Origin of the sequence: Vibrio pomeroyi, from assembly GCA_041879425.1 — a bacterium.
Lineage (GTDB): Bacteria > Pseudomonadota > Gammaproteobacteria > Enterobacterales > Vibrionaceae > Vibrio > Vibrio pomeroyi_A.
The window spans coordinates 3,394,525-3,413,807 of sequence record CP090854.1; the positions used below are offsets into that span (position 1 = coordinate 3,394,525).

The window sequence follows — 19,283 nt, forward strand, 5'->3', positions numbered from 1 at the left end:
ACATGAACGTATTAATCATCGGTGCTGGCGGTAGAGAACATGCTTTGGGTTGGAAAGCAGCACAAAACCCAAACGTTGAAACAGTATTCATTGCTCCAGGTAACGCAGGTACTGCGCTTGAGCCGAAACTTGAGAACGTAAACATCGGCGTTGAAGACATCGCAGGTTTAGTCGCGTTTGCTCAAGAGAAAAAAATCGAACTGACTATCGTTGGCCCTGAAGCGCCATTAGTGATTGGTGTGGTTGACGCATTCCGCGAAGTTGGTCTGCCTATCTTTGGCCCGACTCAAGCAGCAGCGCAGCTTGAAGGTTCTAAAGCATTCACTAAAGACTTCCTAGCTCGTCATGACATCCCAACGGGTTACTACGCAAACTTCACTGAGATTGATCCAGCTATCGCTTACGTACGTGAGCAGGGCGCGCCAATCGTAGTAAAAGCTGATGGCCTTGCTGCAGGTAAAGGCGTTATCGTTGCGATGACACTTGAAGAAGCTGAAGACGCAATCAAAGACATGCTTGCTGGCAACGCATTTGGCGAGGCAGGCAGCCGCGTGGTGATTGAAGAGTTCCTTGAAGGCGAAGAAGCAAGCTTCATCGTAATGGTTGACGGTTCTAGCGTTCTTCCTATGGCCACCAGCCAAGATCACAAACGTGTTGGCGACAAAGACACTGGTCCTAATACTGGCGGCATGGGGGCTTACTCTCCAGCTCCAGTTGTGACTCCTGAAATCCACAACCGCATCCTTGAGGAAGTTATCTACCCAACGGTACGCGGTATGGACGCTGAAGGCGCACCTTACACTGGTTTCCTTTACGCTGGCCTAATGATCGATGCTGATGGAACGCCTAAGGTTATCGAATACAACTGCCGCTTCGGCGACCCTGAAACGCAACCTATCATGATGCGTATGGAGTCAGACCTTGTTGAGCTTTGCCTAATGGCTATCGACGAGAAACTGGACGAAGCTGAGTCTAAGTGGGATCCACGCGCTTCGATCGGTGTTGTTCTTGCAGCTGGCGGCTACCCTGCTGACTACGCAAAAGGTGACGTTATTTCACTACCAACAAGCGAAGTTGAAGGCCAAAAGGTTTTCCACGCAGGTACTACAAATAACGAAGCTGGCGACGTTGTGACAAACGGCGGCCGCGTACTTTGTGCAACAGCGCTAGGTAACACAGTTTCTGAGGCTCAGGAGCGCGCTTACGCGTTAACGAAGCAAGTTAGCTGGAATGGTATGTTCCACCGCAATGACATTGGTTACCGTGCGATTGCGCGCGAGCAAGAGCAGTAATCAATATCGTCACTCGCTTAATCCGAATACGGTGAGTGAGTGACGCAAAAACTGTTCGCAACAAAATGAAAAAAGGCGCCTCTAAGGCGCCTTTTTATTGCTTCATCTGCGGCTGTACAGATAAATCAGCACTTGGCCTACCATAGGCCAAATACTCTTAATTCTTTGATTGCTCACTACTCTTTCAGTAATGATGGCCTTGTCACACAGTCATGGCTGTCATCAGCTAACATCAGTAACTCTTCAACCGACATTTTACCGAGTGAATCGCTGCCTAGAAACGCGGCATAGCTTTCCACAGACGCCAATCGGTCAATCACGAAGCTTGGTAAGGTCTGGTTAAACTCAAAGCTATCAAATTCGCCACCAGAACATGTTTCGAAAGAGCTGCCATTCCAGTAACCCTGAATCAATCGAAAACCTTCGTCATACTGCTTCATTGTGGTATCTAGAACCGACTTAGCTTCCTTCTGGTAGTTCTCAAGCTGTTTAGCTTGGATAGGTAAGATCTTGTTGTTAAGACGATACTGTTGATACACAGCTTCGCCTGACTTATTGAAACGCACATGGACGCGATAAGGGACTAGCTCATTCGATGAATTACGCTGTTCGCCTTCACGAATGAATTCACGCAGTACACCTTCCGACCAAGCATAGTCAGTTTGGTACCAGCCGTAATCGCCCACAGTGACGTAGTCAGCTGAAGTATGAGGTTGTGTTAGCTTGTTGGTGACCCAGTAGAAACTTGTCGCGTCGCCCATGACCTGGCCGCCGGTATGAGTTTCAAATTGCTCTAGGTTTTTGCGAGGGCTTGTTGAAGAACAGCCAATGAGAAATGTAGATAACAGTGAAACGAGAAGAAATGCTTTTTTCATAAAAACCTGTACCGAGGTGGAATACGACTACCTCGGTACAGTTTAGATTATTTCACTGAATCTTTCAGCGCTTTACCTGCAACAAATGCTGGAACATTTGCAGCAGCGATTTGGATCTCGTCACCAGTTTTTGGGTTACGACCAGTGCGAGCTGCACGGTGGTTTACTTTAAAAGTACCAAAACCAATTAGCTGAACTTGATCGCCATCTTTAAGAGCATCTGTAACACCGCCAAGAGTCGCTTCTAGAGCAGCTTTAGCTTGTGCTTTAGAAAGGTCCGCTTTTTCAGCAATAAAGTCGATTAATTGAGTCTTGTTCATTTTAGGTTTCCCTTCTTTGTATTTTTGAATTCAATTCACTCTAAAACATAAATGCCCCATCTGGCAAAGGTTTGTCGTCGATCTTTAGCTCTAATGCCGTAGTTTTAGCCATAATATGAGTAATAACTCACAATTTGTTACTGATTTTATTGAGCAAGCCCTTGTTTAAAAGGGGCTCAGCGCAAAATTAATGATGACCTAGCCACTACTTTTTCTCTATAATCCACGCTGAATCGCTGATAAAGCGTACAATTTAATTTAAGGGCAAACATGCTGCTGCTAACTATTTACGTCTCCATTGCTATTGGAGTTTCTTTCATTTGTTCTGTTTTGGAAGCTGTACTTTTGAGTATTAGTCCGAGCTACATTGCTCAACTAAAACAAAATGGGCACCCTGCAGCAGAGTCATTAGACAAACTGAAAACAGATATTGACCGTCCACTGGCATCAATTTTAACGCTCAACACCATCGCGCATACTATCGGTGCAGCGACAGCGGGTGCACAAGCAGCGGTTGTATTTGGTAGCCAATGGTTGGGTGTATTCTCAGCCGTGCTAACTCTGGGTATTTTGGTCTTGTCTGAGATTGTTCCAAAAACGATTGGTGCAACCTACTGGCGTCAACTTGCTCCAGCATCATCAACTGTACTTCGTTGGATGGTGTTCTTCCTAACTCCGTTTGTTTGGTTCTCAGAGCAAATTACAAAGCGTCTGGCTCGCGGTCACCAAGCACCAAAAATGCGTGATGAGTTGTCTGCAATGGCAATTTTGGCAAAAGAGAGCGGTGAGTTTGCAGAAGGCGAATCAAAAATCCTGAGCAACCTACTTGGCATTCAAGACGTGCCTGTGACTCAAGTAATGACGCCACGCCCGGTTGTATTCCGTGTTGATGCGGAAATGAGTGTGAATACTTTCCTTGAGCAACACAAAGACACGCCATTCTCTCGCCCACTGGTCTACAGCGAGCAGAGTGATAACATCATCGGCTTTGTCCACCGCTTAGAGCTGTTTAGATTGCAGCAAGCCGGTTGTGGCGAAAAAGCGCTAGGTGAAGTGATGCGTCCTATTCACGTGTTACTGAACAACATGGGCCTAGCGAAAGCATTTGACCAAATGATGGCAAACCGTCTGCAACTGTCTTTGGTTGTTGATGAGTACGGCACAATTCAGGGCATTATCACTCTAGAAGATATCTTTGAGCACCTTGTAGGCGAAGAGATCGTCGACGAAGCGGATAAGACCACTGACATGCAAGAACTGGCGTTTCAACGCTGGGAGAAGTGGAAAGAGACGCACGGTGTTATCGAAAACCGCGATGAAGAGGACGAGCTAACGGAAGAAGCTCCAACAGACAACGAAACCTCTGATTCAAAAACTGCGGATGAAGAGCAAGCGCCAAAAGAAGAGAAAAAAGACGCTTAATCTAGATTTGATATCATCAGATACAATAAAGGCTCCCAAGGGAGTAATGCCGATCAGTTAAGAAATTTGTGAGATCATTTGACCGATCCTCAAAAGGCTTCAAAATCCGATATTAGGAAACTAATATCGGATTTTTTTATGTCTTTAGAAAGCCAACTTGTCAATACTTTTCAGTCATGTAATACCTTTCACCACTTTGAAAAATACTCTGAAATTCTTAGTCCAGAGCTTATCCAGCAGGGTTTTGAGCAAGCTGGCGTCGCAACCGTTAGAAGAAGACGGTTACCTTTGGAGGCTGTACTTTGGTCCGTTGTTGGAATGAGTCTCTTTCGTCAACAATCTGTTTGGGATATCGCTAACCAACTCGATATTGTTCTGCCAGACAAACAGCGCTTTGTTGCCCCAAGTGCTGTTGTTCAAGCGAGACAGAGATTAGGCGAAGAAGGTGTTAAGCAAGTCTTTAAGAAGATGGCTGCGCATAGCTATCAATCGTCTAACTTCGAAACTTGGTGTGGACTAAACCTTCTATCCGTCGATGGTGTCGTTTGGAGAACGACAGATACACCTGAAAATCATCAAGAGTTTAAAGCACAAAGCAATCAATCATCTGAGAATATTTACCCTAAGGTACGTATGGTTTGCTTGATGGAGCTTACAAGTCATCAACTAATCGATAGTACATTCTCTGACTATCGCACCAGCGAAATGCGCCTTGCAGAAGAACTCATTGAACAAACCCCCGATCATTCGTTGACTATTTTTGACAAAGGATACTACTCTCTAGGGCTACTTAATCGCTGGAATAAGGTAGGCAAAGAAAGGCATTGGATGCTCCCTGTGAAAAAAGACTTCCAGTATGAAGTCGTTCATAAATACAGTCAGAGTGACGCTATCGTTGATATAAAAACGACACATCAGGCAAGAAAGAAGTTCAGTGATCTCCCTGAGACAATAGAAGCAAGGTTAGTGTCGAAAATTATCAAAGGAAAGACATATCAGGTGCTTACATCAATGCGTGATGGGTTGCGCTTTCCTGGTGAAGACATCGTAGAGCTTTATCGCTATCGTTGGGAAATCGAATTAGGCTATCGGGAAATGAAGCAAACCTTGCTTGATAGTGAGTATACATTACGCAGTAAGCGCCCAGATATGGTCAAGCAGGAGCTCTGGGGAATTTTGCTCGCCTATAACCTTATAAGACAAGTCATGACAAAGGCTGCGAGTCAATTAGATAGCGTTTGGCCAAATCAATTAAGCTTTACGAGTAGTGCTATGGCTGTGACTCAATACTTCGCGGCTTTACCTTTAACGAGTCCTGGAAAACTTCCTAAACATTATGAAGTACTACTCAAGCAAATATCCATGTTTACCCTGCCACCTCGAAGAGAAGATAGAAGTTCCCCTCGTTGGGTGAAACTGAAACCCAAGAAATATGCAACGAACAGAAAAAATGCCAGTCAGCTTAACTGACTGGCATTACTCCCAAGGGAGCCTTTATTTTTATTCGTACTTTGATGCGATAACGAATTATAACGCGACACCAATGTTACTGACTGGGTCTTCACGCAGTTCGTGGCGTAGGTCTTTAATAAGCTCTAGGTCACGCTCAGTCGTTTCACGTAGAGGTCGGAAGATGGCCCACTGAACATCCCACTCTTCACACACCGCTTCGTTTTCTTTCTGATTTTCGTTTGTCACTTCATCTGCGCCTTGAGCAAACTCAAGCTCAGCAACCGTCTTCACCGATTGTTGACTCACTTTAATCACAGCTTCAAACATGTGCTCACGGTCAAGAAGGCCATGGATCAGCGTTGCTAAGCCTTGGCACGCGTCCATAGCAGGGTAAACACCATAGAAGTCAAAATCATCTGCGCTAGGGAATAGTTCTTCTACTTTCTCTAGTTGACGTTCAAAGTTCACCTTTGCCGTTTTAACCGTTAGGATTTCCCAAATGCTATCCAAAACATCACGATAGATTCGAGCTTCCGCAAATTCTGTATTCTCACAAAACATGGCATAGTTAGGGTACATACGCTCACATAGACACGCCATAAAGGTAATTTGTTGCCAAGGTTCTAACTTTTCAAGACGAACCTGCAGTGGATTCTGAAGCATAGTCACTCAATAATTGCAGAAAAAGACAGCGAAAGTGTACTTGATAAACCCTGGAGGGAAAAGGTAAGCCGATGAACAATTTTACGAATAAGCTCTATATTCTTACTGAGCATGACGATACCTATACGCAACTGATTCTAAACCAGGATTTACCCGACTTAGAAATCACTCAAAACCCCGAGTTAGCTGAGATTGTATTAGCCTCACCCCCCCTGATAGCCGAGCGTCTTAACGAGTTTAAAACGCTTGATTGGGTACAAAGCACCTACGCTGGCATCAATAAGCTCACTCAGCCAGAGCTTCGTCAGGATTACACGCTGACCAACGTCAAAGGCATCTTCGGTCCTGCTATCGCGGAGTACGTTTTAGGTTACGCAATCAGCCACTTTAGACACTTTCCTCATTACCACCAGCAACAACAGCAAGGAAACTGGCAGCCTCAGCTTTATTCTAGCCTAACTGACAAAACCATGGTGATTTTAGGAACGGGGTCTATTGGTAGCCATTTAGCAAAAACCGCTGGAGCGTTTGGCATTCATACCATTGGTGTCAACCGCACTGGTATCCCATCAAAACAAGAGACCTTCAAAGATACATTCCACATCAATGAGTTAGAAGCCGCCCTCAAGCAAGCAGATATTGTGGTCAATACCCTGCCATCGACACCTGAAACCCATCAACTGCTTAATCAAACTACTCTCAGTTATTGTTCTAATGTGCTGCTGTTTAATGTCGGCAGAGGGGAAAGCTTAGACAACAAAGCCTTGTTGTTAGCGATTAAAAACCGATGGGTAGAACACGCATTTTTAGACGTATTTGAAAGCGAGCCCCTTTCGCAAGACCACCCTTTCTGGAAACTCCCGCAAGTGACGATTACGCCACACATTGCTGCACTCAGTGAACCAAGACAAGTGGTCGAGATCTTCACAGAGAATTACCAACAGTGGCGAGATGGTTTTACACTGAACCATATCATTGATTTTGATAAAGGCTACTGATGTCCTCTTCGCTACTTAAAGAGATACGACAATGCACAGCGTGTGAGCCTCACCTTTCGCATGGTGCCAACCCTGTCATTCAAGCACATCCAAACGCGCGCTTGCTGATCATAGGCCAAGCGCCGGGTATCAAGGTGCATGAGTCATCCATCCCTTGGAACGATGCCAGTGGTGAAAGATTAAGAGAGTGGCTCGGGATAGACAGCGATACCTTTTATGACGAACAAAGAGTGGCGATTGTGCCTATGGGTTTTTGTTACCCGGGGAAAGGAAAAAGTGGCGACCTCCCTCCAAGGCCAGAATGTGCTGAGCTCTGGCATAAGAAAGTATTGCAGTCACTGCCCAATGTTCAAATGACACTTTTGATTGGGCAGTATGCGCAAAACTATTATTTGAAGGAAAGGACAACCAAAACATTAACAGAGACTGTCAAAAACTGGCAGGCTTGGGCACCAGAGTTTTTACCACTTCCCCACCCTTCACCGCGTAATAATATCTGGCTTAAAAAGAACCCTTGGTTTGAAAGTGAGGTTATTCCTTATATCCGAAAGCACATCTCAGAGCATTTGGCCTACCATGATCTAAATGCCTAATTAACTGTACGTGACGAAATTCAACAAGTATTAAATGCCAAGCTTCAGGCAATAAAAAAGCGCTGCGGGTTGCCCAGCAGCGCTTTCAATCATCTTACACAGAATTACTTGTGGTAAGGCTTAGACAATTCGTGAACAGCGTCAACGAATACACCAGCGTTTTCTGGCGGCACATCTAAGTGAATACCGTGGCCTAGGTTAAATACATGACCTGTACCACCGTCACCGAAGCCTTCAAGAATGCTACCTACTTCTTCACGAATACGTTCTGGTTGAGCGTAAAGCATAGAAGGGTCCATGTTACCTTGCAGTGCTACTTTGTCACCAATACGAGCTTTCGCGTCTGCGATATTGATTGTCCAGTCTAGACCTACAGCATCACAGCCAGTTGCTGCGATAGACTCAAGCCACATGCCGCCGTTCTTAGTGAACAGAGTAACTGGAACACGACGACCTTCGTTTTCACGGATTAGGCCATCAACGATCTTGTGCATGTACTGCAGTGAGAACAGGTTGTAATCACGAGGAGTCAATACACCACCCCATGTATCAAATACCATTACTGATTGAGCACCCGCTTTAATTTGCGCGTTTAGGTATTCAATTACACTGTCAGCCAGCTTATCTAGAAGCAGGTGCAGTGTTTGTGGTTCTGCGTACATCATCTTCTTGATCTTAGTGAACGCTTTAGAGCTTCCACCTTCAACCATGTATGTCGCGAGTGTCCATGGGCTACCAGAGAAACCAATCAGTGGCACTTCGCCTTTCAGATCTTTACGGATCTGACGAACAGCGTTCATTACGTATTGCAGCTCACCTTCTGGATCTGGCAGGCCAATTTTTTCTACGTCAGCTTTACACGTGATAGGACGCTCAAACTTAGGACCTTCACCTGTCTCAAAGTACAAACCTAGACCCATAGCATCAGGGATCGTTAGGATGTCAGAGAACAAGATTGCCGCATCAAGCGGGAAACGACGTAAAGGTTGAAGGGTTACTTCTGATGCAAGTTCCGCGTTTTTGCACAAAGACATGAAGTCGCCTGCTTCTGCACGCGTTGCTTTGTACTCTGGAAGATAGCGGCCAGCTTGGCGCATCATCCATACCGGTGTGTAATCAACAGGCTGTTTTAAAAGTGCGCGTAAATAGCGATCGTTTTTTAATTCGGTCATTCCGTTAAATTCCAGTTCAATCTTATCTAGTTTTGATGGCAAGTATTCTAACACTGATTGAGGGGTAAAAGCTGTGTGCTTTGCAACCTAGATCAAGTTATTAACTTTTAAATCAATGCTTAATTTGCACCCAATTAAGGGAGCATGTTAAAAATTTGTTCGCTAGCGAAAATTACAATTATAACACCTGAGTAGTCACTACTCAGCATCTCATAACGACATCTTACTTACCCCCTCCACTTGTGGAGGGTTTTTTTTAGCTTTTGACCACCCATAGGCCAAATACTATTGCAGGCCATTTAGTGCTCTAGCACCTGCTCTGTCACTTCGCCTTTCATCACGTCATCGACTGTTTTCTCAATCAATTGTCTCGCAATAGTACCAACCGGAGCCACGTCAGGTAGACCCGTCACGTCAAACCACTGAGCATCGGATAGCTCACTGTAATCAGGCTTGAGAGTACCACCCGCATAATCAGCCAGAAAGGCCATCATCATGCTCGATGGGAAAGCCCATGGCTGACTGCCAAAGTAACGAATATTACCCACATCAATGCCAGTTTCTTCTTTGACTTCACGCGCCACACACTGCTCTAAGGTCTCTCCTACTTCTAGGAAGCCCGCTATCACGGTATACATGCCCGTTTTATGTCTTGGGTGCTGTGCCAGCAATATCTTGTTGTCGTTTCGCACAGCGACAATGATGCACGGGAAGATACGTGGATAATGAAGAGTTCTACAGTCACCACACTGCATCGCAACCTGATTGTGATTCAGGTGATTACGACCGCCGCACTGCGGGCAGAAACGCATACTTTGGGTCATGTGCCCATATTGGATAGCCTTACTTGCCATGAGAAAGTTCGATTCAGGCCAGTGCAGTAACTCTCGCAGGTTAACCATGCTCAGTTCACTCTCGACATCACAATCGTTAAGCCAATACACCTTACGACCTTGATGTTGGCCTATACAAATCGCATGTTCAACACTCAGCCCTAACTCGTCAGCTGAGCCGTAAGGAAACTGATCATTATTAACCCAAATATCACTACCTGAAACGACGCACCAATAAGCTTGCTCTGTCATTTTCTTATCACTTTTTTTTAACATCCCTATGCCTCATTGCTTGCAGTTCGTTCATTTTACTGGCAATCTAATTTCATACTAGAGTTGTAGCAGAGAATAATTCAAGCTATTACTTTTAGTAGCTATCAATAAACGGACCCTGCTTAGGCAATTACTTGATCACAAGGTTGTGATCAGATCATGAGGACATGGTCATGCTAAATAAATTCAAACAGATACAAGAACAATGGGGTGGCTCTAATGAGGTCATCGATCATTGGCTCGAAACTCGACAGTCTCTAATCGTTGAGTATTGTAAGCTAGGTGCCTTGCAGCCAGCTAGCAACGGGCAATCAAACGTTGTTGAACTCCCTTCTCCTAAAGAAATAAGCTCATTCTGCGATCATGTTGTCGATTATATCTCAGAGGGTCATTTTAAGATCTACGATATGGTCATGAAAAAATGGCAAGCAACAGGCTTTAAAACCAATGACGAGATTGATACAACTTACGCGAAGATCGTACTCACAACCGAGCCACTTCTAGAGTTCAATGATAAGTACGTTAAAGTAAATGCAGACGATGAGTTGCCTAACTTCGAAGGAGATATGTCAAAAGTAGGTGAACTACTCGAAGTACGTTTTGAAGTAGAAGATAATCTTATCCAGCTTATTGCAGACAGTTTAGCGATTCCACCAGGCGCTTAGTTAGCTGAACCCTTAATAAGCTTGCCTCTGTGCAAGCTTTTTGTTTTGCCTATAACTCCCCTAACCACTCAACTCTATTAAAGCCTAAGTACCACCAGCAAACTGCTAATCCGTCCCCTCGACTCATCCACGATTATCCTCTTTCCATCAATGCTCATGATTCACCGGCTAGCGTCAGTAAAAACACGCCTAAGCTCACATACCAATAACCCAAACGCCAGATACAAAAAAGGCACCCGTAGGTGCCTTTTTGTTATCTCTTAGAGACTACTCTTCTGAAGAGAAACCAGCATTTAGAAGTGCTGCTAGATTGTCAGTAGCTTGTTCAGCTGAAGGACCTTCTTGCTCTTCTTCACGCTTAGCTTGACGCTCTTGGTGGTATGCGAAACCAGTACCAGCTGGGATCAGACGACCAACAATTACGTTCTCTTTCAGACCGCGAAGGTCATCACGCTTACCAGAAACCGCAGCTTCTGTTAGTACGCGAGTCGTTTCTTGGAACGATGCAGCTGAGATGAATGACTCAGTTGCAAGAGATGCTTTAGTAATACCTAGTAAATCACGTTCGAAACGTACTAGTTCTTTACCTTCAGCTTCTAGCTTACGGTTAGCAATCTTAACATTGTGGTACTCAACTTGTTCGCCAGGTAGGAACTGAGAGTCACCAGAATGAGTGATTGTACACTTACGTAGCATTTGACGAACGATAGTCTCAATGTGCTTATCGTTAATCTTAACGCCTTGTAAGCGGTAAACTTCTTGAACTTCGTTCGCGATGTACTGAGTTACTGCGTGGATACCACGTAGACGCAGGATATCGTGTGGAGTTTCAGGACCGTCGGCGATTACATCACCACGTTCAATCTTCTCACCTTCGAACACGTTCAATTGACGATGCTTAGGAATCATCTCTTCGTAAGCGTCACCGCCTTCACGAGTGATTACTAGACGACGCTTACCTTTCGTTTCTTTACCGAAAGACACAGTACCTGTGTGCTCAGCAAGGATCGCAGGCTCTTTAGGCTTACGAGCTTCGAATAGGTCAGCTACGCGTGGAAGACCACCGGTGATATCTTTGTTTCCGCTCGATTTTTGAGGGATACGAGATAGTGTGTCACCAATGCCAACTTCAGCGCCATCTTCAATGTTTACAATCGCTTTACCAGGTAGGAAGTAGTGAGCTGGCATTTCAGTACCAGGGATCATTACATCGTTACCTTGCTCGTCAACAAGTTTGATAGCTGGACGCATATCTTTACCTGCTGCTGGACGAGCTGCTGCATCTGTAACTTCAGAAGAAGAAAGACCAGTTAGATCATCCGTTTGACGAGAAACAGTTACGCCATCGATCATATCAACGAACTGGATGCGACCTGCCACTTCAGTGATGATTGGCATAGTGTGCGCTTCCCAGTTAGCTACAACTTCACCAGCTTCCACTGCGTCGTTGTCCGCTTTGCTCAGTACAGAACCGTAAGGAAGTTTGTGCTTCTCTTTAGTACGACCGAACTCATCAATAATCGTCATCTCAGATGCACGAGAAGTGATAACTAGCTTCTTGTCTTTGTTGATTACGAACTTAGCGTTGTGAAGCTTCACAGTACCAGTTGTCTTAGCTTGGATGCTGTTCTCTGCTGCTGCAGTAGATGCCGCACCACCGATGTGGAACGTACGCATCGTTAGCTGTGTACCCGGTTCACCGATAGATTGTGCAGCGATAACACCAACTGCTTCACCTTGGTTCACTAGGTGACCACGTGCTAGGTCACGACCGTAACACTGTGCACAACAACCGAAGTCTGCATCACAGGTAACAACAGAGCGCACTTTCATGCTATCTACTGAGTTGTCTTCCATGATTTGACACCACTTCTCATCAATCAGAGTATTACGTGGAATCAGTACATCTTCAGTACCAGGCTTAAGAACGTCTTCAGCTACTACACGACCTAGAGCAAGCTCAGAAAGTGCAACTTTAACGTCACCACCTTCGATGTGAGGCATCATGTCGATACCTTCATGCGTGCCACAGTCATGTTCGTGTACTACAACGTCTTGAGCAACGTCTACTAGACGACGAGTTAGGTAACCCGAGTTTGCTGTTTTCAGTGCTGTATCCGCAAGACCCTTACGAGCACCGTGCGTTGAGATAAAGTACTGAAGGACGTTTAGACCTTCTTTAAAGTTCGCAGTGATCGGCGTTTCGATGATTGAACCATCTGGACGCGCCATCAGACCACGCATACCCGCTAGCTGACGAATCTGAGCTGCAGAACCACGTGCGCCCGAGTCGGCCATCATGTAGATGCTGTTGAACGATTCTTGCTGTTCTTCTTCACCGTCACGGTTGATAACTGTTTCAGAAGATAGGTTATCCATCATTGCTTTCGCAACTCGGTCATTCGTAGATGCCCAGATATCGATAACTTTGTTGTAACGCTCACCCGCAGTAACAAGACCAGATTGGAATTGCTCTTGGATTTCACGAACTTCTTCTTCAGCAGATTCAATTTCATCGTATTTCGCTTGAGGTACAACCATATCGTCGATACCTACAGAAACACCAGAAAGTGCCGCGTATGCAAAACCTGCGTACATGATTTGGTCAGCGAATACTACTGTGTCCTTAAGACCAAGCTTACGGTACGCTTCGTTAAGAAGGGTAGAAATTTGCTTCTTACCTAACTTTTGGTTAACGATGCTGTACGGTAGGCCAGCTGGAACGATTTGCCATAGCATTGCACGGCCGACAGTTGTATCAACCATCTTCGTTTCAGTAGTGCTGTTACCATCTTCGTCTACTACGGTCTCAGTGATACGAACTTTAACGCGAGCGTGAAGCTCAGCAGTCTTAGTACGGTATGCCTTCTCAGCCTCTTCAGGGCCAGCAAGGTACATACCTTCGCCTTTCACGTTGATCTTTTCACGAGTCATGTAGTAAAGACCCAATACAACGTCCTGAGAAGGTACGATGATCGGATCACCTGACGCTGGCGACAGAATGTTATTCGTCGACATCATCAGTGTACGTGCTTCAAGCTGTGCTTCTAGAGTTAGAGGCACGTGTACCGCCATTTGGTCACCATCGAAGTCGGCGTTGTATGCCGCACACACTAGTGGGTGAAGCTGAATCGCTTTACCTTCGATTAGTACTGGTTCAAACGCTTGGATACCTAGACGGTGAAGTGTAGGTGCACGGTTAAGCAGTACTGGGTGTTCACGGATAACTTCGTCTAGGATATCCCATACGATAGCTTCTTCGCGCTCTACCATCTTCTTAGCAGCTTTGATTGTCGTAGCCATGCCACGAGTTTCTAGCTTGCTGTAGATGAACGGCTTAAATAGCTCAAGTGCCATCTTCTTAGGAAGACCACACTGATGTAGACGAAGGTATGGACCTACTGTGATTACAGAACGGCCAGAGTAGTCTACACGTTTACCTAGAAGGTTTTGACGGAAACGACCTTGCTTACCCTTGATCATATCAGCAAGAGATTTCAGAGGACGCTTGTTCGAACCTGTAATCGCACGACCGCGACGACCGTTATCTAGAAGTGCATCAACAGACTCTTGCAGCATACGCTTTTCGTTACGTACGATGATGTCCGGAGCAGCTAGCTCTAAAAGACGCTTCAAACGGTTGTTACGGTTAATAACACGACGGTAAAGGTCGTTCAGATCAGAAGTCGCAAAACGACCGCCATCTAGTGGTACTAGAGGACGTAGATCTGGCGGTAGCACTGGAAGTACAGTCAGGATCATCCATTGTGGGTCGTTGCCCGATTGGATGAACGCTTCAACTAGCTTCAAACGTTTAGTAACTTTTTTACGCTTAGTTTCAGAGTTAGTTGTTTCCAACTCTTCGCGCATTTCTTCCACTTCTTGATGAAGGTCCATTGTTGCAAGCAGATCTTTGATCGCTTCAGCACCCATCTTAGCAGTGAATTCGTCACCCCACTCTTCTAGACGATCTAGATACTCTTCTTCAGTAAGCATCTGAGATTTTTCTAGATCAGTCATACCTGGTTCAGTTACTACGTACATTTCGAAGTAAAGAACACGTTCGATATCACGTAGAGGGATATCCATTAGTAGACCGATACGAGACGGCAGTGATTTTAGGAACCAGATGTGAGCAACTGGAGAAGCTAGCTCGATGTGGCCCATACGGTCACGACGAACTTTAGTTTGTGTAACTTCAACGCCACACTTCTCACAGATAACACCACGGTGCTTCAGGCGCTTGTATTTACCACAAAGACATTCGTAGTCTTTAACTGGACCAAAAATACGCGCACAGAACAGACCATCACGTTCAGGTTTGAACGTACGATAGTTAATTGTTTCCGGTTTCTTAACTTCACCAAAAGACCATGAACGGATCATGTCTGGTGAAGATAGACCGATTTTGATTGCATCAAATTCTTCGGTCTTATGCTGTGCTTTTAGAAAGTTTAATAAGTCTTTCACATTCAGCTCCTGTAAGGAGTTAAAGGAGCTCGCTACTGCAGCGGGCTCCCTTTTACCAAATAATCCTATCTTCTTTTAAAAAGAGGAGGGATTACTCTTCGTCTTCTAGCTCGATGTTGATACCTAGCGAGCGAATCTCTTTCAACAGTACGTTGAACGACTCAGGCATACCAGGTTCCATGCTATGGTTACCGTCTACGATGTTCTTATACATCTTAGTACGGCCGTTAACGTCATCCGACTTAACTGTTAGCATTTCTTGTAGAGTATATGCAGCACCGTATGCTTCTAGTGCCCATACTTCCATCTCACCGAAACGCTGACCACCGAACTGAGCTTTACCACCAAGTGGTTGCTGAGTTACTAGGCTGTAAGAACCAGTAGAACGAGCGTGCATCTTGTCATCAACCAAATGGTTCAGTTTCAGCATGTACATGTAACCTACAGTTACAGGACGCTCAAACGAATCACCAGTACGACCATCAAACAGTTTAAGCTGACCAGATTCAGGCAGATCACCCAGTTTAAGTAGTTCTTTGATTAATGTCTCAGAAGCACCGTCGAACACAGGAGTAGCAATCGGTAGACCGCCACGTAGGTTCTTGATCAGTGTACGAACTTGATCATCAGACAGTTCAGCAATATCAACTTTCTGACGAGTATCACCAAGATCATAAACCTTCTGTAGGAACTCACGGAACTTATGCAGTTCTTGTTGTTCCTTAACCATTTGGTTGATCTTGTCACCGATACCTTTCGCAGCCAAACCTAAGTGAACTTCTAGGATCTGACCGATGTTCATACGCGATGGTACACCCAGCGGGTTAAGTACGATGTCTACAGGTTGACCTTTCTCATCGTATGGCATGTCTTCAACAGGGTTAATCTTAGAGATTACACCTTTGTTACCGTGACGACCGGCCATCTTATCACCAGGCTGGATACGACGTTTAACCGCTAGGTAAACTTTAACAATCTTAAGAACGCCAGGCGCTAGATCATCACCTTGAGTGATTTTACGACGCTTAGTTTCAAACTTCTTATCGAAGTCTGCTTTTAGCTCATCCCACTGCTCAGCAAGTTGCTCAAGCTGTGTTTGTAGCGCATCGTCTTCTAGAACTTGCTCTAGCCATTGCTTACGACCGATAGTATCAAGCTTAGCTTCAGAGTAACCACCAGACAGAAGTACAGCTTTAACACGGTTAAGAAGGCCACCCTCAAGAATTTGGAACTCTTCAGTTAGGTCTTTCTTAGCTTCTTTAAGCTGCATCTGTTCGATTTCAAGTGCACGCTTGTCTTTCTCTACGCCATCGCGAGTGAAGACTTGTACATCGATGATAGTACCCGAAACAGAGTTTGGTACACGTAGAGAAGTATCTTTAACATCAGATGCTTTCTCACCGAAGATAGCACGTAGTAGCTTCTCTTCAGGAGTCAGTTGAGTTTCACCTTTAGGTGTTACTTTACCAACTAGGATGTCGCCACCCTTAACTTCAGCACCAATGTAAACGATACCTGACTCGTCTAGTTTAGACAGAGCAGACTCACCTACGTTTGGAATATCAGCTGTGATCTCTTCAGAACCCAGCTTAGTATCACGAGCCACACAAGATAGTTCTTGGATGTGGATAGTCGTGAAACGGTCTTCTTGAACTACGCGCTCAGATACTAAGATCGAGTCTTCGAAGTTGTAACCGTTCCAAGGCATGAACGCGATACGCATGTTTTGGCCAAGAGCTAGTTCACCAAGGTCTGTTGAAGGACCGTCAGCAAGAACGTCGCCGCGTGCAACTGGTTCGCCAGGAAGTACAGTTGGACGTTGGTTGATACATGTGTTTTGGTTCGAACGCGTGTACTTAGTTAGGTTGTAGATATCGATACCAGCTTCGCCAGGTACCAACTCATCTTCGTTAACCTTAACTACGATACGAGAAGCGTCTACAGACTGAACTTGACCACCACGTTTAGCAACCGCTGTAACACCAGAGTCAACTGCGATGTTACGTTCAATACCAGTACCTACTAGAGGCTTGTCAGCCTTAAGTGTTGGTACAGCTTGACGTTGCATGTTCGCACCCATCAATGCACGGTTCGCATCATCGTGTTCTAGGAACGGGATAAGCGAAGCAGCGATAGATACTACTTGGTTTGTCGCAACGTCCATGTAGTCAACGTGATCACGAGGGTGAAGACCAGATTCACCTTTTTGACGAGCTGTGATTAGCTCATCTGCAAACGTACCTTCTTCAGTAAGAACAGTGTTTGCCTGCGCGATTACGAATTGACCTTCCTGGATTGCAGACAGGTAATCAACTTCTTCTGTTACTACACCATCTACTACACGACGGTACGGAGTTTCTAGGAAACCGTAATCGTTACAACGTGCAAACGCAGATAGCGAGTTAATTAGACCGATGTTTGGACCTTCAGGCGTTTCGATCGGACATAGACGACCGTAGTGAGTTACGTGAACGTCACGTACTTCGAAGCCTGCGCGCTCACGAGTAAGACCACCAGGACCTAAAGCAGAGATACGACGCTTGTGCGTAACTTCTGACAATGGGTTGTTTTGGTCCATGAACTGTGAAAGCTGTGAAGAGCCAAAGAATTCTTTAACTGCAGCAGAGATCGGCTTAGCGTTGATAAGATCTTGAGGCATGATTGCATCAAGGTCACCAAGGCTTAGGCGCTCTTTAACGGCACGTTCTACACGAACTAGACCAACACGGAATTGGTTTTCTGCCATTTCACCTACAGAACGGATACGACGGTTGCCAAGGTGGTCGATATCGTCCACTTCACCAATACCGTTACGGATACCAATCAGTTTCTTCATCACTTCGATGATGTCTGATTCATCCAGAGTACCGCGCTCTTCTTCTTCTTCACGCTCGATAGAGCTGTTGAACTTCATACGGCCTACAGTTGATAGGTCGTAACGTTCTTCAGAGAAGAATAGGCTTTCGAATAGAGATTCTGCAGCTTCTTTCGTTGGTGGCTCGCCAGGACGCATCATGCGGTAAATTTCTACCAATGCAGAGATGCGATCTACTGTGCTATCTGCACGTAGAGTGTCTGACATGAATGGACCGTGATCTAGGTCATTCGTGAACAGAGTTTGTAGAGCCTTGTGGCCTGCTTGAGACAGGTTAGCAAGTGCTTCTAGGCTAATCTCTTGGTTCGCGCCAACGATGATCTCGCCAGTTGCTTCATTGATGTAATCTTTAGATGCAACTTTACCAACGATGTACTCTACTGGTACTTCGATGTGCTCAACGCCATCTTTTTCAAGTTGACGGATATGGCGAGCAGTAACACGACGACCAGTCTCAACGTAAGTTTTGCCGTTTGCTTCGATGTCGAATGACGCAGTTTCACCACGTAGACGATCAGGAACCAACTCCATAAGAAGAGTTTGGTCTTTCACTTCGAAGTTCACTTTGTCGAAGAACAGATCAAGGATCTCTTCAGTCGATTTACCAAGTGCACGAAGAATAATCGATGCTGGTAGCTTACGACGACGGTCGATACGTACGAATAAGTTATCCTTAGGATCAAACTCAAAGTCTAACCATGAGCCACGGTAAGGAATTACACGTGCGTTATAAAGAACTTTACCTGATGAGTGGGTCTTACCCTTATCACTGTCGAAGAACACGCCTGGGCTTCGGTGCAGCTGGGATACGATAACCCTCTCGGTACCATTAATTACGAAAGTACCATTGTCTGTCATAAGCGGAATTTCGCCCATGTAGACTTCTTGTTCTTTAATGTCTTTTACAGTACCTGCTGGTGCATCTCGATCAAAGATAACTAAACGTAGTTTTACGCGTAGTGGCTTTGAGTAAGTAACACCGCGGATTTGACATTCTTTAACGTCAAAAACTGGCTCACCAAGACGGTAGCTAACGTATTGCAGCTCAGAATTGCCGTTGTAGCTCTGAATTGGAAATACAGAACGGAAAGCAGCTTCAAGACCGTATTGACCTTCTGGATCCTGTTCGATGAATTTGTCGAAAGAATCAAGCTGGATCGATAACAGGTATGGAATGTCCAAAACTTGTGGACGAGTACCAAAATCCTTACGGATGCGCTTTTTCTCGGTATAAGAGTAAACCATGGGGTTCCTCAGCTCGCTGATAAGTGACCCAAACCACCCAAAACACTCTTCAGAGGGGGTGGTGACAAACAGCTGTTTAGTGGTAGTGAACAATCATTTCGAAAAAATGACTGTTTTTTTGCTCGGATTATGACG

Annotated in this window: 13 protein-coding genes; 6 read left to right on the top strand and 7 right to left on the bottom strand. The window is 45.3% G+C overall.

Annotation, left to right across the window (positions count from 1 at the left end):
• The first annotated feature begins 2 nt into the window (after nt 1-2).
• On the top strand, nt 3-1,292 hold the full coding sequence (purD, locus tag L0992_15060) for a phosphoribosylamine--glycine ligase (GenBank protein ID XGB66995.1): 1,290 nt from the start codon (nt 3-5) through the stop codon (nt 1,290-1,292).
• Nucleotides 1,293-1,468: 176 nt separating this feature from the next.
• Here the strand turns inward: purD and L0992_15065 are convergent, their stop codons facing one another.
• Together L0992_15065 and hupA are read right to left on the bottom strand one after the other, a co-directional pair.
• Complete coding sequence (locus L0992_15065) at nt 1,469-2,167, bottom strand: DUF1481 domain-containing protein (protein ID XGB66996.1); 699 nt, start codon at nt 2,165-2,167, stop codon at nt 1,469-1,471.
• 47 nt (nt 2,168-2,214) lie between these two features.
• On the bottom strand, nt 2,215-2,487 hold the full coding sequence (gene hupA / locus L0992_15070) for a DNA-binding protein HU-alpha (protein ID XGB66997.1): 273 nt from the start codon (nt 2,485-2,487) through the stop codon (nt 2,215-2,217).
• Between the two features lie 270 nt (nt 2,488-2,757).
• On the opposite strand from hupA, the gene L0992_15075 reads away from it, so the two are divergent.
• Together L0992_15075 and L0992_15080 are read left to right on the top strand one after the other, a co-directional pair.
• Nucleotides 2,758-3,909: a hemolysin family protein gene (locus L0992_15075; protein XGB66998.1), complete on the top strand. Its 1,152-nt coding sequence runs from the start codon at nt 2,758-2,760 to the stop codon at nt 3,907-3,909.
• A gap of 138 nt (nt 3,910-4,047) precedes the next feature.
• Nucleotides 4,048-5,379 carry an IS4 family transposase gene (locus L0992_15080; protein ID XGB66999.1) on the top strand — a complete coding sequence of 444 codons (1,332 nt, stop codon included), beginning with the start codon at nt 4,048-4,050 and terminating at the stop codon, nt 5,377-5,379.
• A 57-nt stretch (nt 5,380-5,436) separates the two neighbouring features.
• On the opposite strand, the gene L0992_15085 is transcribed toward L0992_15080, so the two are convergent.
• On the bottom strand, nt 5,437-6,024 hold the full coding sequence (locus L0992_15085; GenBank protein ID XGB67000.1) for a DUF416 family protein: 588 nt from the start codon (nt 6,022-6,024) through the stop codon (nt 5,437-5,439).
• A 71-nt stretch (nt 6,025-6,095) separates the two neighbouring features.
• Between L0992_15085 and L0992_15090 the strand changes: the two genes are divergently transcribed.
• Both L0992_15090 and L0992_15095 read left to right on the top strand, forming a co-directional pair.
• Complete coding sequence (locus L0992_15090) at nt 6,096-7,022, top strand: D-2-hydroxyacid dehydrogenase (GenBank protein XGB67001.1); 927 nt, start codon at nt 6,096-6,098, stop codon at nt 7,020-7,022.
• Nucleotides 7,022-7,615 (top strand): uracil-DNA glycosylase family protein, encoded by a 594-nt coding sequence (locus L0992_15095; GenBank protein XGB67002.1) that lies wholly within the window; start codon nt 7,022-7,024, stop codon nt 7,613-7,615. The genes L0992_15090 and L0992_15095 overlap by 1 nt, the downstream gene beginning before the upstream one ends.
• Before the next feature lie 104 nt (nt 7,616-7,719).
• Here the strand turns inward: L0992_15095 and hemE are convergent, their stop codons facing one another.
• Together hemE and nudC are read right to left on the bottom strand one after the other, a co-directional pair.
• The gene (gene hemE, locus L0992_15100) at nt 7,720-8,787 is read right to left on the bottom strand and encodes a uroporphyrinogen decarboxylase (protein ID XGB67003.1); all 1,068 of its coding nucleotides are present in this window, start codon (nt 8,785-8,787) and stop codon (nt 7,720-7,722) included.
• Between the two features lie 299 nt (nt 8,788-9,086).
• Complete coding sequence (gene nudC / locus L0992_15105) at nt 9,087-9,896, bottom strand: NAD(+) diphosphatase (GenBank protein ID XGB67004.1); 810 nt, start codon at nt 9,894-9,896, stop codon at nt 9,087-9,089.
• A 164-nt stretch (nt 9,897-10,060) separates the two neighbouring features.
• Between nudC and L0992_15110 the strand changes: the two genes are divergently transcribed.
• The gene (locus L0992_15110) at nt 10,061-10,558 is read left to right on the top strand and encodes an Rsd/AlgQ family anti-sigma factor (protein ID XGB67005.1); all 498 of its coding nucleotides are present in this window, start codon (nt 10,061-10,063) and stop codon (nt 10,556-10,558) included.
• A 267-nt stretch (nt 10,559-10,825) separates the two neighbouring features.
• Here the strand turns inward: L0992_15110 and rpoC are convergent, their stop codons facing one another.
• Together rpoC and rpoB are read right to left on the bottom strand one after the other, a co-directional pair.
• Entirely contained in the window at nt 10,826-15,028 is a 4,203-nt protein-coding gene (gene rpoC, locus L0992_15115) for a DNA-directed RNA polymerase subunit beta' (GenBank protein XGB67006.1), read from the bottom strand.
• 91 nt (nt 15,029-15,119) lie between these two features.
• Entirely contained in the window at nt 15,120-19,148 is a 4,029-nt protein-coding gene (gene rpoB, locus L0992_15120; GenBank protein ID XGB67007.1) for a DNA-directed RNA polymerase subunit beta, read from the bottom strand.
• Nucleotides 19,149-19,283: the final 135 nt, after the last annotated feature.